This is a genomic window from Nostoc sp. DedQUE05, from assembly GCF_034530955.1.
In the GTDB taxonomy this organism is placed as follows: Bacteria; Cyanobacteriota; Cyanobacteriia; order Cyanobacteriales; family Nostocaceae; genus Nostoc.
In genome coordinates this window covers 22,067-36,419 of record NZ_JAVRCB010000037.1, presented here as the reverse complement: position 1 = coordinate 36,419, position 14,353 = coordinate 22,067, and the positions used below count along the sequence as shown (strand labels likewise).

Sequence of the window (14,353 nt, the reverse complement as noted above, 5' to 3'; positions counted from 1 at the left end):
TTCTATTGGCTGATGGCTAGGAATAAGAGCGCCATCGCGTGATGTGCAATTTCTGTTATTACCTTTTTATAGCTATAGGCATTATGATCGATTCCAAGTTCTGCGTCGGCAGGCTAATCGATCGCAATGTTTTTTATGAATTTAGTCTGGCAACGATTTACTCTATCAACTTTACCGCTCAAAGAATATCTTGCTACCAGTTATGTACACCGCTCTCTGGTGGGATTGCTAAGTTCTTGGCGGCAAACTAGCGTCTTGCTTCAATGGGGAGATGCGATCGCAGCGGTTTTACTCAGCTTAATATATGCTCTAGCACCTTTTGCTTCGAGTACATTGGTGGGTTTTTTGCTGGTGGCTTGTGTCGGATTTTGGCTATTGTTGACTATATCTGATGAAGTAACACCAGCAAATGTCTCGTCGTCAGTCACTCCCATTCACTTACTGGTATTGCTCTACTGGGGAGTTGCCGCAGTTGCAACAGCATTATCACCAGTGAAAAAGGCGGCACTTAACGATTTGGGAACCTTGACCTTGTATTTGCTACTATTTACCCTTTGTGCCAGGGTATTAAGGTCGCCTCGCCTCCGTTCTTGGATTATCATCCTTTATCTGCACGTATCGTTAATTGTTAGTGTATACGGGTTGCGGCAATGGTTTTTTGGAGCCACAGCATTGGCAACTTGGGTCGATCCAGAATCTCCTATGTCTAAGACTACAAGAGTCTACAGTTATTTAGGCAATCCCAACTTATTGGCTGGATATCTATTACCAGCAGTAATTTTTAGCTTAGTGGCAATTTTTGCATGGCAAAGCTGGCCTAAAAAAGCCCTCGCATTAACGATGCTAATTGTCAATAGTTCTTGCCTAATTCTGACTTTTAGTCGTGGTGGTTGGATTGGACTAGTGGTAGCAGTTTTAGCTGTGATGGCATTGCTAGTTTATTGGAAAAGCGTGGAAATGCCTCGTTTTTGGCGTACTTGGTCAATACCGATTGTTTTAGGAGGTTTGATCGGCGTATTGGTGCTAGCAGTGATATTTGTAGAGCCAGTGCGGCTGCGAGTATTCAGTATTTTTGCCGACCGTAAGGATAGCAGTAATAATTTTCGCCGAAATGTGTGGGATGCTGTATTTGAAATGATTCGCGATCGCCCGATTTTCGGCATTGGGCCTGGTCACAACTCTTTTAATAAAGTTTATCCCCTCTACCAACGCCCTCGTTACACTGCTTTGAGCGCCTATTCGATATTGTTTGAAGTGACTGTAGAAACTGGCTTTGTTGGTTTAGCCTGCTTTCTCTGGCTATTGATTGTCACATTTAATACAGCAATTTTGCAAGTGCGGCGATTGCGACAAATCAGAAGTGTAGAGGGATTTTGGTTAATTGGGGCGATCGCTATTTTGTTGGGTATGCTAGCTCACGGCACCGTAGATACTGTCTGGTATCGTCCTGAAGTAAATACCCTCTGGTGGCTGATCGTTGCCTTAATTGCCAGCTACTGGACACCTTTAGCTCAAAACCAGACAAATACAACTAACTCAGATCCAGCAATAAATTAACATAAATAAATTGTCAGTTGTTTTCTTACCGGACAACTGACAACTTTTGAATTGTTTAATCTCTGTAAGTAGTAGCACTTGGAGCATTAGGGTCGCGATAAGCTACAGATTCGCGATCGTTCTTTTTGCCAGCCAACCCGCCTAGACCGAGTAAACCAAGCAATCCTAGCCAACCCCAATCAAAATCGTTGCGATTGTCAGTAGTCGTTGTTGGAGCAGTAGTAGTAGTAGTACTAGCTCCAGTGTCATTAGTTGTCTGAGCTTGTGCAGATAAAGTTAAAGGTAAAATTCCCATACTCAAGGTGAGAACGCCAGCGCCAACAGCGGTAATGAAATTACTTTTCATAGTTGTGAAAGTTCCTGATGCTATTTAAAGTCACTCACCACTGTATCGAGTCTTAACTTTAACAAAATCAATCTGCGGCTATAAACTCGGCATTTTCATAACTCACGCTGTAGACATACAGCATGGTTTTCACAGCAGTCTGTTTCTCATTCTTGCTGTGGTAGTTTAGCAACATTGAATCCTCAATAACTTTTCATGGCCCGTTGAATGTCACGCTGGTCTTGGCGTCGTTTCAGGTCTTCTCGTTTATCGTGGAGCTTTTTACCTTTGCCAAGAGCTATACTGACTTTTAGCCAGCCTCGTTTGAGATACATTTTCAAAGGGATTAAAGTTAAACCCTGCTGTTCAACTTTGCCAATTAGCTTACGGAGTTCTTGACGATGCAATAGAAGCTTGCGTGTACGCCGTGGTTCATGATTAAAATATTGTCCACTAGCGTTGTAAGGCGAGATATGCACATTGATCAACCATGCTTCACCATTGCGAAGCAAAGCATAGCCATCTTGGAGATTGACTTTACCCGCACGAATCGACTTTACCTCTGTTCCTGTCAACTCAATTCCAGCTTCGTAAGTTTCTAGAATTTCATACAAATAACGGGCTTGACGGTTGTCGCAAATAACTTTGTAACCTTCGTTCTTGTCGCTCATTGATAATTTTGTGTGCTTTAAATGTACCTAAAAAATTATTTGGATTGGCTTGTGAATTATACGGTGTATCTTAGAACCGCTATAAATGGTGAACTGTATATCACTAATTTAGCTTTTCTAAGTTCACAATTAAGGTTTTCTGGCAATTTTAAGTTAGCTGATACCGATTACCTCTAAGATTTCATAGAACAAGTTGCTTGAGCAACTTGTCTCACTAAGCCTGATTTTGTGCAGTTTCACAAATAGGACTTACACATCAAGTAAAGGCAATACCTTGTGGTAAGCCGATTCTCTAAGAAAAACTCCGTGTAACTTGCTTCTTGGCGTTTACATGAATTGTCTCTACAGAAAATCAAGATTTTCACTTCTCTTTTGCATAAGTCCTGACAAAGAATTGGTATGACGCTAATGATGAGTTGTTACAAATTACAAAGCTCTCTATGCCTCCTAAGCACAGGGAGTCTAAGGTGGTTACATTTCGTTAACCTTCCTAATGATTTAAGATTTCCTTTATAAATAAACCCTGAGAGCAGTCATTAGCTGGTAATCCTGTCATAGTATGAAACATAAGAACACTATTATTGTCTGTGTTCATTAACGGAGTACATAAAAGCAAATTTCTGAGTAAAAAAATGCTAGGGGTGTATTATCCATGCCCTTGACGATCCTTGTAGTGGATGATGATTTGGGCACTCGTCTGTCTGTTAGCGACTATCTTGAACTGTCTGGCTACTCAGTGATCGTGGCTAATGACGGTCAAGAGGCTTTGTTTATGGTGGATGAGTATCATCCTGATTTGATTGTCACGGATATTGTTATGCCACGGATGAATGGCTATGAACTGGTGCGCCGGGTGCGTCAACAACCAGTGTTTCGTTTATTGCCTGTAATTTTATTAACGGCACGCATTAAGACCCAAGAAAGAATTCTCGGCTACCAGTCAGGGTGCGATTTATATTTACCCAAACCTTTTGAACTGGAAGAGTTAGCAGCAGCAATCCGCAATCTTTTGGAGCGATCGCAAATTATCCAATCAGAGTATCGTTTTTCTCATAAAGATAGTTTGGGCATTTCCGGCTCGATAAAAGCGACGGATGCCCATAATTCTCTGTCCACTCAAATTCAGAAATCCCATCTGCACTCATCCCTAACTCACAGAGAACAGGAAGTCTTAGAGTTATTAACTCATGGTCTTTCTAATGCCGATATGGGTCTTCAGTTACACCTGAGTCCTCGAACTGTGGAAAAGTACGTTAGCAGTTTATTGAGAAAAACCTCAACCAGCAACCGCGCGGAATTAGTCCGTTATGCGATGAAGCATGGTTTGGTGGAATAAAAAAGTTAGGAGTTAAAAGTGAGGAGTGAGGAATTAAAACTCCTAACTCCTAACTCCTAACTCATAACTCTTCACTTTTAACTTTTGTCAGCAGACCTTCACAAGCATCGATCAGTAAATCAATAACCTGATTAAATCCCTCTTGACCGCCGTAATAGGGATCTGGAACTTCCTTTAGAGTATGCCGAGAGCAAAACTCGCACATCAAACGTACTTTATGCTGATATTGCTTAGTTTGATCGAGAGTGAGGATGTTGTCATAATTTTCTCGATCCATAGCCAAAATCAAATCAAAGTCTTGAAAGTCTGACTTTTCAAACTGGCGTGCTCGACCACGCAGTTTAATTCCCAACTTAGTAGCAGCCGCAGCACTCATACGTCTGTCAGGTGGACTACCAACGTGATAGCTAGATGTACCAGCAGAGTCACAGAGGATATGTTCGCTCAAGCCAGCCTGCTCAATTAGATGATTCATGATATTTTCTGCCGATGGCGATCGGCAGATATTACCTAAGCAGACAAACAGCAACTTGTAAGGCATAGATATACTTTGTCCTTTGTCAATAGTCATTTGTCCTTTGTCCAATGACTAATGACTAATGACTAATGACCAATGACCAATGATTAAAATCCAGGTAACTCCAACCCACTGGTTAATTCTTCCATACGTTCCCGCATTGTTGCTGTGGACTTGTTGTAGGCTTCTTTCATTGCCACTGTTACAAGATCGGAAAGTACTTCTGCACCTTCTGCTAAAGCATCTGGAGAAATTTCTACCCGCTTGGGTTCTTGGTTTCCACTGACAATCACCCTTACAAGACCACCGCCAGATTCTCCTTGAATCTCCATTTGCTCCAATTCTTCTTGGAGTCGCTTTGCGCCTTCTTGAACTTGCTGCGCTTTCTTAAAAGCTTCGGCTAATTCTTTCATTTTTCCTAAACCAAAGCCGAATCCCTGTCCTTTTCCTGTCATAATTATTTGTACGCGTATGCGTTGAATAACAAATCAAATTCAATTATAGATGCGGTAAGTAATTTGACTCTTTTTTTACCAATAATTAATGCGTCATAGAGTGGGGAGTATGGAATAGAGAGTAGGGAGTAGGACATTGGTTATTAATTCTTCTCCCTCATCTCCCAATTCCCCATTCCCCATTTTTATCCACAAGCACCTTGAAACTCTCCGAGCATTTTGACTTCTGGCTCTAAATTAATAGACCAACGTTCTTGTACTTGATGTTGGATGTGGCGAATGAGACAGAAGATATCACTAGCTTTTGCTCCACCACGATTAACGATAAAATTAGCATGTAGTAATGCTACTTGTGCTCCACCAATTTGGTAGCCTTTGAGACCAGTTTGTTCAATTAACCAGCCAGCACTGTAAGGTTTGGGATTGCGAAACACACTACCACAACTGGGAAAGTTGTATGGTTGAGTGCTTAACCGATGCTTTTTGTGTTCTTTGGTAATTGCCACAACTTTTGCTGGGTCTGCACCTGGCGCGAGTTGTAAGGTGGCTTGGGTGACTATGCGATCGCCACCTTGCAATAATGAAGTCCGGTAGCTATAACCTAACTGTTCTGGGGTTAGAGTTTCCAGCGTACCATCGGGTGAAAGTACCTCGGCACTAACTAACATATCTGCGATACAGCTATTATGTGCCCCTGCATTCATTACCACTGCACCTCCGGCTGTTCCAGGGATACCAACAGCCCACTCCAATCCTTGCCACCCTAACTCTGCTGCCGCCCATGCCAAGCTAGGAATTGATTCTCCGGCAGCAACGGTTAATTGACCGGTTTTAAGGTCAAAGTTGCTGAAGCGGAGATGACGAGTAGCAATGACTAAGCCTGATATACCACCATCACTCACCAGCAAGTTAGAACCTGCTCCCAGTGTTGTCACCTTTAGCTCGCGTTCTTTGGCGTATTTAAGACTTGCTTGCAGTGCTTCTAAGTTTCGGGGGGCAACGTATAAATCAGCGGCTCCCCCAACTCTATAGGAAGTAAACGCTGACAAACAAGCCTGGGACTTGAGCGCACAATCAGTATTGGGTAAGTAGATTACTTCACTCTCCACCGAATTAGTTATTTGGGGTTTCTTTGTATTCAAAGCAGAAACTGTGCAGACGTTTCCAGCTGCCTGGGAAATGGTCATCTTTACTTTTTTGGTAAAATTTTTACATTTATTTACCGCAAATATACGGTAATAGAGTTCACAGATGAAACCGTTGCGAGAGGAGCGCTTTACTCAGAAATAAAACTTCGCAAAGGTCTTCACTTAGGATGTGGCTTTAGCCGGCTCACAAAGTGTCGTAATTACTTCCGGAATGACCTGGTTCAAGTTTCCAGCCCCCAAAAACAGCGCCAAGTCTCCTGGGCGTAGTGTTTGTAGCAAGTACTCATACACTGCGGGTAAAGTTGGTTGATAAACGACCTGCGAATGCTGTTTAGCAATTTCTGCCGTTAGACGTTCACCACTAATTTGCCCTAAATTCGGTTCGCCTGCACTGTAAATATCAGTTAGCACTACCAAATCAGCATGAGTAAATGACTCGGCAAATTCATCTAAAAAGGTCAGTGTACGGCTATAGCGATGGGGTTGGAAGATGGCAACCACTCTTTGCCCTGGTCTTGCCTGTAAACGTGCTGCGGCGAGAGTAACGCGAATCTCGCTCGGGTGATGAGCATAGTCATCAATGAAGGTAATGCCATTGACTTCGCCTCGGAACTCAAAGCGTCGTCTTGCTCCTTCAAAGGTGGCGATACCTTTGGCAATTGCTCCAAATTCTAAGCCCAAAGCGCGACCAACAGCCACTGCGGCTAAAGCGTTGCTGAGATTGTGCCGACTGAGTAACCGCAACGTCAACACGCCCAAAGCTTTGCCTTTTTCCCAAACCAAAGCCGTGGTACCATCAGCACGATAATCAATATTAGTGACGGTGTAATCAGCGTCGGTATCTGAGTGTAAGCTGTAGGTAATTGTGGGTTGCAAGCGATCGCGCACTGTCGCACAGTCAATGCTACCTATTAAAGTTTTACAACCCTTAGCAAATGTCTGGAAGGTGTCAATGACTTCTTCTAATGTATCGTAGTGGTCAGGATGATCGAGTTCAATATTGGTGATGATGCCAATTTCGGGAGCGTGTTTTACTAAAGAACCATCTGATTCATCTGCTTCGGCTACCAAATATTGGCTTTGTCCCAATCGAGCATTACCGGACCATGCATTGACTTCGCCACCGACTAAAATCGTTGGGTCTAGGCCTGCTTCTAGAAGCATATAGCCAATCATACTACTGGTTGTAGTTTTGCCGTGGGTTCCTGCCACTGCAATACTGTAGTAATCGGCAATTAAAGCTGCTAGGACATCTGAACGATGTAAAACTGGACAACCTAATTCCAGCGCTGCTTTGTATTCTAAATTATTAGTGTTAATTGCTGTTGAACAAATAACTTGAGGCAGTTTTGACTTAGTATCAGTAGGTAATTCTTCTGGTGAATTTAATACTACTGGATTAGCTAATACCTGAGGTTGAAAGAATTCGAGATTGCTTGCCTCTTGTTTACCAAAAATATGAGCACCGATAGATTCCAATTTGTGCGTAATGTGGTTAGGACGAAGATCCGAACCTGATACTGGAAATTGACGCTTTGCAAGAACGTATGCCAGAGCAGACATACCTATGCCACCGATGCCAATGAAATGAAATGGTCTACCACTAAAATCTACAGAATTAGTCATTTATTACTCCTTTTACACCACACCACACCATAATCACAAATGACACGCGTATCATAACAGGATTTTGATTTTTACCGTAACTACTTCTGTATCATGTTCATGTTTGATGCCCAAATGATGTTTCTGCTCTGGCTTTCCTGGTTGAGAATGATTTTACCTTGGTTGGAGGTTTTTGCTATTTCGGAACTGTTCTTAAGATTATTCTGAAAATTTTGGCTGCATCGGGAAAGAAATTCTTGTAATGTCAAATACATATTTTTGGCTACCTTACTGGAATTGGCTACATAATACATTGTTTAGTGAAACTAATTTGAAATTGCATCAAGTTTAGGCGTGAATTGAGTACAATAGTACATTGGTAATGAAACTATTTTTCAATTGCATATAACCCAGGCTTATCTGGATGCAGCAACTAGCAATTTTTGGTGGCACATTCGATCCAATTCATTGGGGACACCTGCTCGTAGCCGAGACAGCTTTGCATCAAGTATCCCTGGAAAAGGTAATTTGGGTGCCATCCCTAAACCCTCCTCACAAAGAAGCAGCTTTGTTTGAGCATCGCGTGCAAATGCTGCAATTAGCCATCAAAGATAACCCAGCATTTACTGTCTCACTAGTGGAGACTAATCGCTTTGGGACTTCTTATGCCATTAACACCCTGATTGACTTATCTACTTGTTACCCAAATACTCATTGGTACTGGATTGTGGGCTTGGATACTTTCCAAACCTTACCCGGTTGGTACCGGGGACACGAATTAGCACAAATGTGTGATTGGTTAATCGCACCCCGACAGCTAGGTGGTGAGACTATAACTCAAAGCAAATTAATCTGCAAGCAAGTCGAGCAACAACTCAGGGAGCAGTCTTTGATCATTCACTGGCAACTCTTGAATATACCTTTAGTAGGAGTTTCGTCAAGTCTAATTCGCAAATTTTGCTGCGAACGCCAGTCAATTCGTTATTTAGTCTCAGAATCGGTCAGATCATATATCACTAACAACAATCTCTACTCTTACAAATCTGAATAAATTATGTGTTTTTTTATTGATCTAACACTTTATGGTTAAAAGTGCCCCCCCCCTTTGCGATATGATTGGGGTCAACGATATCAACATAATAAGCATAAATACAGAGGGCAAGACACTGTGATTAGAGTTGCAATCAACGGTTTCGGGCGGATTGGACGTAACTTTGCGCGTTGCTGGGTGGGTAGAGAGAATAGTAAAATCGATCTTGTCGCTATTAATGACACTTCAGACCCTAGAACTAATGCTCACCTGCTGAAGTATGACTCCATGCTAGGGAAGATCAAGGGTGCTGAGATTAGTGCCGATGATAACTCTATCATCGTTAACGGTAAGACCATTAAGTGCGTGTCCGATCGCAATCCCGAAAACTTGCCCTGGAAAGATTGGGGAATTGACCTAATTATCGAAGCAACCGGGGTATTTACTAGCAAAGAAGGAGCACTCAAGCACGTAAATGCTGGAGCCAAGAAAGTTCTGATTACCGCTCCTGGTAAAAACGAGGATGGTACTTTTGTGGTTGGTGTAAATCATCATGATTATGACCACAACAAACACCACATTATCAGCAACGCTAGCTGTACTACCAACTGCTTGGCACCGATTGCCAAGGTGTTGAACGATAAGTTCGGCATCATCAAAGGTACGATGACCACCACCCACAGCTATACAGGCGATCAGCGCTTGCTAGACGCTTCTCACCGGGATTTGCGACGGGCGAGGGCCGCAGCGATAAACATTGTACCCACTTCCACTGGTGCAGCAAAAGCAGTGGCGCTGGTTATCCCAGACCTCAAAGGCAAACTAAATGGCGTTGCCTTGCGCGTACCAACCCCGAACGTCTCAATGGTAGATTTCGTAGTTCAGGTTGAGAAGCGTACTATTACTGAAGAAGTTAACCAAGCTCTTAAGGATGCTGCCGAAGGTCCACTTAAAGGGATTTTGGACTACAGCGAACTAGAACTAGTATCTTCTGATTATCAAGGCACTGACGCTTCTTCGATTGTCGATTCCAGCTTGACTTTGGTTATGGGCAATGACTTAGTAAAAGTTATGGCGTGGTATGACAACGAGTGGGGTTACAGCCAACGAGTTTTGGATTTGGCAGAGTTGGTAGCCCAGAAGTGGCAATAATTAATTTGTCATTAGTCATTAGTCATTGGTCATTGGTCATTGGTCATTGGTCATTAGAAAAAGGACAAAGGACAAAGCACTATTGACTAAAATGTTGAAATCCCTGGCTAAGATTCAGAACTTGGTCAGGGAATTTTTTTTGCTCGTCGTGCAATATCACTGTCGAGCCGGCTGTAATCCTGCCTGCGATCGCAGCACCTTCTCCAAGATGTTGCACTAAGGCTGATGCTAATTCTTGTGGTAAGCACAGTACTAATTCAAAGTCTTCGCCACCATATAGAGCATATCTTAGCGCTTGGTCTGGTGTCAGCCAATGGTTAAAAGTTTTTGCTAGGGGAATTTGTCTGTGTTCTAAAACAGCGCCAACGCCACTCGCGCGGCAAATTTGGATAATCGCATCTGCCAAACCATCGCTGCTATCCATACCAGCAATGGAGAGTTGGGAGTTAGGAGTTAAGATTTTCCAAAGGATTGGTAAGACATCTAATCGTGGTTGTGGACGTTGATGTGCGCGGATTAGAGCCGTGCGTTCTGCATCTTTGAGGTTTTGTCCTAATTCGGGATGTAAGAGGATTTCTAAGCCAGCGTGGGAGGCTCCATGAACGCCTGTAACGACGATCGCATCTCCGGCAACAGCAGCAGAACGGCGAATAATTTGACTAGGGTTAACTTGACCAAAAGCGGTGATTGCCAGAGTAGTAACAGGCGATCGCACCACATCACCCCCAACAATTGGGGTATTGTATTTTTGCAGGCATTCTGTCATTCCCTGGTACAAGCGTTCTACCCAACTCACCCTAAGTTCACCGGGTAGTCCCAACCCAATAGTGATTCCCAATGGAGAAGCACCCATCGCTGCTAAATCTGATAAATTTGCAGCAGCAGCTCGCCAACCAGCATCTTCTGGAGAAGTGGTGAGGTTGCTAAAATGCACGCCATCAACCAGTACATCTGTAGTCACTACCAAAGATTTCTCTGGTGCAGTCTCAAGTACTGCTGCATCATCGCCGATAATTTCTGGAGGACAGAAACGCTGTAATTTTTCTAAAAGACTTTGTTCGCCAATGTCTTTTACTTGTTGAGAAGATAACTCACTGTTCACAATCGGTTTTCCGTGTTGCAAAATTACGAAGAAAACTGATGATTTACTTTACTGTTTAAGATAAAGGTATTGTCTAGGAGTCAGTTGGAATGGTAACAACACCAGTAACCAGCATTACATTTGAGGAGTACTTAACCTATGATGATGGTAGCGATTTCCATTATGAACTGGTGGATGGCAAGCTAGAGCTAATGAATCCACCTACTATTGAACATTTCCTGATTGCCAAATTTCTTGAGCAATCGCTAGATGCAGAAATCAAACGTTGTAACTCTACTTGGCTGTGTTTTCGGGAAAGTGGGGTGAGAACGGGTAGAAATAAATCTAGGTTGACTGATTTGTGTGTAGTGACACTGGAGCAAGCTAGAGAATTGTTGAATGCTTCAGCAGTATTTGAGTCACCACCGTTACTAATTGTCGAGGTGGTTAGTCCAGAGTCGGTGAAACGGGACTATCGTTATAAACGCTCAGAATATGCAGCCTTAGAGGTTCCTGAATATTGGATTGTAGACCCACTGGCAACAAAAGTTTCAGTGTTACTACTGGAAGATGGATTTTACGAAGAAACAGTTTTTACTGCTACTCAGCAAATTGGATCGCGGACTTTTCCAGAATTAAGGATCGTAGTTGAGCAGATATTCACCGCCGCAAATCTGAATCAGGAGAGACGCGATTAATCGCGTCTGTACAAGAATTATTCTTCTCCTGCCCCCTGTGTCTTCTTATGCAGCTTGCGGTTCAACCAGATTTTCTATCCCCTGCACCACTTTTGCCGATTCAATTTTGTCACCAGCCTTCAGTTTATCCAAAACTTCTTTACCTTCGGTAAGATAGCCAAAAACGGCATAACGACCATCCAATAGGTTGCGTCCGGCGGGGGTGAGTTCTGGTTCAAACAAAAAGAAGAAAAATTGTGATGAACCACCATTTACTTCACTTTCGGGACGAGCCATCACTACTGCACCAAAGGCAGAAAAAGGTAAAACTGGCATATCAACGTAACGTCCAGCTTCTTCTAAAGTAATGCCATAAGTAGGTGCTTTATCGCCTTTAACTAAGATTTCTAAAGGAATAGCGCGATATTTGCCCGTTTTTGGGTCAATAAAACCCACATCTTTCCCAGCAGGATCTCCAGTTTGCAGAAAGTAAGACTCTTCAGAACGGGTAAATTCTAAGCCATTATAAAAACCCCTCTGTACCAAATCTACAAAATTCCCAGCAGTCACAGGAGCGCTGTAACCGTCTACAACAAGGGCCAAATCGCCTTTGTTAGTTTTAATTTCTACAGTGGCACGACCTTTAAGTTGCGGCAGATTACTGTACTGGGCAGGCACTTCAAAGGGGAATTGTTTCACCATTGACTCTTCTAGCTGAGTAACGAGATTTAGTAGTTTACCTCTCTCTTCCAGTATTTGTTCTTTATCTTTGCTGTTCGCCAATTCTTGCAATTTACCCACCCCAGATTTCAACTCGGTAATCCAAGCTTCGGCTTGGGGTTGGCGTTCTGCGGGAACGCTTGTTAAGATTTGGGAAGGTTTATCGAGAATGCGGGATGCTTGGCTGATGTCTTTGGAAATAGCACCCCAACGCCGATTCGCCCGCAGTTGGGCAGAGATGTCCTCTAAGCTGCCTTGTAGTTGCTGCACAGGTTTGTTATCTATCGGGAGTGCATACCGCAACAAAGCCTTTCCGTCGGTAATTGCATTGCCGGCTGGCAGTGCGGCGCTACTGGAGGGAGTCCACCCAGCTGTAGTTATGCCTAAAAATATTGTTACCAGCAGTATTGCCATTAGGCTGTTCTTCAGCCAGGATTTTAATAAGTTAAGCATGGGATAACTCAAATGCAGCATTGAATATGTTGACTGGACGTAACCCAATACGGTTCGGATAAGCAGGGGAGGCAGGGGAAGCAGGGGAGGCTCTTGAGGAAAGAGGGTTTTTAGTAATTCTTCTCTCCCCTTGCTTCTGTTCTCCCTCTGCCCCCCTGCCTGCCTCAACCAAAAATATTCCTTAACCAAACGGTATTGGGACGTAACCCATCAATAATCTTCCCACGTTAAGGGCGGAGGATAAATGACTAATGACTAATGACAAATGATTAATGACTAATGACAAATGCCCAATGACGACCCTAGAAGGGTACAATAAATGCCGATTGTCTTCCAAAATTTGAAAGTTTCATGATCTCCAGTAACGACTTTCGACCCGGTGTTTCAATTGTATTGGATGGGTCTGTATGGCGAGTGCTTGAATTCTTACACGTCAAGCCAGGTAAAGGTTCTGCCTTTGTACGAACTAAGCTAAAAAATGTCCAGAGTGGGAGCGTGATGGAAAAAACGTTCCGCGCAGGGGAAACAGTGCCGCAAGCTACTCTAGAAAAAAGTACGATGCAACATACCTATAAAGAAGGCGATGAGTTTGTCTTTATGGATATGGAAACCTACGAAGAAGGCAGATTGACCCGCGAACAAATTGGCGATCGCGTCAAGTACCTGAAGGAAGGTATGGAAGCTGAAGTTATTAAGTGGGGCGACCAGGTGCTAGGAGTCGAATTGCCTAAGTCTGTGGTTCTGGAAATTGTCCAAACAGATCCAGGTTTAAAAGGTGACACTGCCACAGGTGGCTCAAAACCAGCAACTTTAGAAACTGGTGCAGTTGTGATGGTTCCTTTGTTTATTTCTCAAGGAGAACGCATCAAGGTTGATACTCAGGAAGATAAATATATCAGCAGGGAATAACTTTCATCTCTACTAAAGATGCAAGTCTCGATTTAAATCCCTACATAGGGATTAATTCCCTGCCACACTTAAGATGCTCATTTACGGATAGGTCGAGGTAATAAAAACTGTGCCATTGGACTTTAATGAAATCCGCCAACTTCTGGCAACTATCGCACAAACAGATATTGCAGAAGTCACGCTCAAAAGCGATGATTTTGAGCTAACAGTCCGTAAGGCTGTGAGCATTAGCAATCAGATGTTGTCGGTAGGTCAAGGGACTTTAGGCGGTGTGGTAGGTTCAGGCTTGACATCAGGTTCATCTGGGGGAAACCAGATGAGCGGAAGTCAGGTAACGGAGGTGTCCACATCTCGTGTATTTGAGAATACTGGAACTAGCACACAAATGCAGTTATCTGTAAATTCTCCCTCAACCATTGACCAGAGATTAGTAGAAGTGCCTTCCCCAATGGTAGGAACGTTTTATCGCGCTCCTGCGCCTGGGGAAGCGGCATTTGTGGAAGTGGGCGATCGCGTCCGCAAGGGTCAAACAGTCTGTATCATTGAAGCCATGAAGCTGATGAATGAAATCGAAGCCGAAGTCTCTGGACAGGTAATGGAAATTCTCCTTCAAAATGGCGACGCTGTAGAATATGGTCAACCTTTGATGCGAATTAACCCTGATTAAGTATTAATGTATATATGATGTGAGTCATTGTTAAAACTTTCAGTCCTTGC

General features: G+C 43.2%; 15 protein-coding genes. 7 read left to right on the top strand and 8 right to left on the bottom strand.

What is annotated here, in order from left to right; translation table 11 throughout:
• The first annotated feature begins 135 nt into the window (after positions 1-135).
• Complete coding sequence (locus RMZ42_RS24560; RefSeq protein WP_322673865.1) at positions 136-1,557, top strand: IctB family putative bicarbonate transporter; 1,422 nt, start codon at positions 136-138, stop codon at positions 1,555-1,557.
• 55 nt (positions 1,558-1,612) lie between these two features.
• On the opposite strand, the gene RMZ42_RS24555 is transcribed toward RMZ42_RS24560, so the two are convergent.
• Together RMZ42_RS24555 and smpB are read right to left on the bottom strand one after the other, a co-directional pair.
• Positions 1,613-1,903, bottom strand: a complete 291-nt coding sequence (locus tag RMZ42_RS24555; protein WP_322673864.1) for a WGxxGxxG family protein — start codon at positions 1,901-1,903, stop codon at positions 1,613-1,615.
• A 182-nt stretch (positions 1,904-2,085) separates the two neighbouring features.
• A complete protein-coding gene (gene smpB, locus RMZ42_RS24550; RefSeq protein ID WP_094349892.1) occupies positions 2,086-2,553 on the bottom strand; it encodes an SsrA-binding protein SmpB in 468 nt (155 codons plus the stop codon).
• A 652-nt stretch (positions 2,554-3,205) separates the two neighbouring features.
• On the opposite strand from smpB, the gene RMZ42_RS24545 reads away from it, so the two are divergent.
• Positions 3,206-3,889 carry a response regulator transcription factor gene (locus RMZ42_RS24545; RefSeq protein WP_322673863.1) on the top strand — a complete coding sequence of 228 codons (684 nt, stop codon included), beginning with the start codon at positions 3,206-3,208 and terminating at the stop codon, positions 3,887-3,889.
• A 61-nt stretch (positions 3,890-3,950) separates the two neighbouring features.
• Here RMZ42_RS24545 and RMZ42_RS24540 read toward each other — a convergent pair whose 3' ends face one another.
• The 4 genes from RMZ42_RS24540 to murC form a co-directional block, all read right to left on the bottom strand.
• The gene (locus tag RMZ42_RS24540) at positions 3,951-4,430 is read right to left on the bottom strand and encodes a low molecular weight protein-tyrosine-phosphatase (protein ID WP_322673903.1); all 480 of its coding nucleotides are present in this window, start codon (positions 4,428-4,430) and stop codon (positions 3,951-3,953) included.
• An 83-nt stretch (positions 4,431-4,513) separates the two neighbouring features.
• Positions 4,514-4,861: a YbaB/EbfC family nucleoid-associated protein gene (locus tag RMZ42_RS24535; RefSeq protein ID WP_322673862.1), complete on the bottom strand. Its 348-nt coding sequence runs from the start codon at positions 4,859-4,861 to the stop codon at positions 4,514-4,516.
• A gap of 185 nt (positions 4,862-5,046) precedes the next feature.
• Complete coding sequence (murB, locus tag RMZ42_RS24530; protein ID WP_322673861.1) at positions 5,047-6,048, bottom strand: UDP-N-acetylmuramate dehydrogenase; 1,002 nt, start codon at positions 6,046-6,048, stop codon at positions 5,047-5,049.
• Positions 6,049-6,171: 123 nt separating this feature from the next.
• Positions 6,172-7,635, bottom strand: a complete 1,464-nt coding sequence (murC, locus tag RMZ42_RS24525; RefSeq protein ID WP_322673860.1) for a UDP-N-acetylmuramate--L-alanine ligase — start codon at positions 7,633-7,635, stop codon at positions 6,172-6,174.
• Positions 7,636-8,038: 403 nt separating this feature from the next.
• Here murC and nadD point away from each other — a divergent pair, with 403 nt between their 5' ends.
• Together nadD and RMZ42_RS24515 are read left to right on the top strand one after the other, a co-directional pair.
• Positions 8,039-8,665 (top strand): nicotinate (nicotinamide) nucleotide adenylyltransferase, encoded by a 627-nt coding sequence (gene nadD / locus RMZ42_RS24520; protein ID WP_322673859.1) that lies wholly within the window; start codon positions 8,039-8,041, stop codon positions 8,663-8,665.
• Positions 8,666-8,782: 117 nt separating this feature from the next.
• Positions 8,783-9,796, top strand: a complete 1,014-nt coding sequence (locus RMZ42_RS24515; RefSeq protein ID WP_322673858.1) for a type I glyceraldehyde-3-phosphate dehydrogenase — start codon at positions 8,783-8,785, stop codon at positions 9,794-9,796.
• Positions 9,797-9,875: 79 nt separating this feature from the next.
• On the opposite strand, the gene thiL is transcribed toward RMZ42_RS24515, so the two are convergent.
• Entirely contained in the window at positions 9,876-10,898 is a 1,023-nt protein-coding gene (gene thiL, locus RMZ42_RS24510) for a thiamine-phosphate kinase (RefSeq protein WP_322673857.1), read from the bottom strand.
• 89 nt (positions 10,899-10,987) lie between these two features.
• Between thiL and RMZ42_RS24505 the strand changes: the two genes are divergently transcribed.
• Positions 10,988-11,575 carry a Uma2 family endonuclease gene (locus tag RMZ42_RS24505; protein WP_322673856.1) on the top strand — a complete coding sequence of 196 codons (588 nt, stop codon included), beginning with the start codon at positions 10,988-10,990 and terminating at the stop codon, positions 11,573-11,575.
• A 45-nt stretch (positions 11,576-11,620) separates the two neighbouring features.
• Here the strand turns inward: RMZ42_RS24505 and RMZ42_RS24500 are convergent, their stop codons facing one another.
• Entirely contained in the window at positions 11,621-12,727 is a 1,107-nt protein-coding gene (locus tag RMZ42_RS24500; RefSeq protein WP_322673855.1) for a peptidylprolyl isomerase, read from the bottom strand.
• A 351-nt stretch (positions 12,728-13,078) separates the two neighbouring features.
• On the opposite strand from RMZ42_RS24500, the gene efp reads away from it, so the two are divergent.
• Positions 13,079-13,636 (top strand): elongation factor P, encoded by a 558-nt coding sequence (gene efp, locus RMZ42_RS24495; protein WP_109012189.1) that lies wholly within the window; start codon positions 13,079-13,081, stop codon positions 13,634-13,636.
• A 109-nt stretch (positions 13,637-13,745) separates the two neighbouring features.
• Positions 13,746-14,303, top strand: a complete 558-nt coding sequence (gene accB / locus RMZ42_RS24490) for an acetyl-CoA carboxylase biotin carboxyl carrier protein (RefSeq protein ID WP_322673854.1) — start codon at positions 13,746-13,748, stop codon at positions 14,301-14,303.
• Positions 14,304-14,353: the final 50 nt, after the last annotated feature.

Coding starts and splice junctions, on each gene's coding strand:
- murC (WP_322673860.1), bottom strand. CDS start 7,635: ATGACTAATTCTGTAGATTTTAGTGGTAGACCATTTCATTTCATTGGC.
- RMZ42_RS24555 (WP_322673864.1), bottom strand. CDS start 1,903: ATGAAAAGTAATTTCATTACCGCTGTTGGCGCTGGCGTTCTCACCTTG.
- RMZ42_RS24505 (WP_322673856.1), top strand. CDS start 10,988: ATGGTAACAACACCAGTAACCAGCATTACATTTGAGGAGTACTTAACC.
- RMZ42_RS24500 (WP_322673855.1), bottom strand. CDS start 12,727: ATGCTTAACTTATTAAAATCCTGGCTGAAGAACAGCCTAATGGCAATA.
- RMZ42_RS24535 (WP_322673862.1), bottom strand. CDS start 4,861: ATGACAGGAAAAGGACAGGGATTCGGCTTTGGTTTAGGAAAAATGAAA.
- efp (WP_109012189.1), top strand. CDS start 13,079: ATGATCTCCAGTAACGACTTTCGACCCGGTGTTTCAATTGTATTGGAT.
- murB (WP_322673861.1), bottom strand. CDS start 6,048: ATGACCATTTCCCAGGCAGCTGGAAACGTCTGCACAGTTTCTGCTTTG.
- RMZ42_RS24545 (WP_322673863.1), top strand. CDS start 3,206: ATGCCCTTGACGATCCTTGTAGTGGATGATGATTTGGGCACTCGTCTG.
- RMZ42_RS24560 (WP_322673865.1), top strand. CDS start 136: ATGAATTTAGTCTGGCAACGATTTACTCTATCAACTTTACCGCTCAAA.
- smpB (WP_094349892.1), bottom strand. CDS start 2,553: ATGAGCGACAAGAACGAAGGTTACAAAGTTATTTGCGACAACCGTCAA.
- nadD (WP_322673859.1), top strand. CDS start 8,039: ATGCAGCAACTAGCAATTTTTGGTGGCACATTCGATCCAATTCATTGG.
- RMZ42_RS24540 (WP_322673903.1), bottom strand. CDS start 4,430: ATGCCTTACAAGTTGCTGTTTGTCTGCTTAGGTAATATCTGCCGATCG.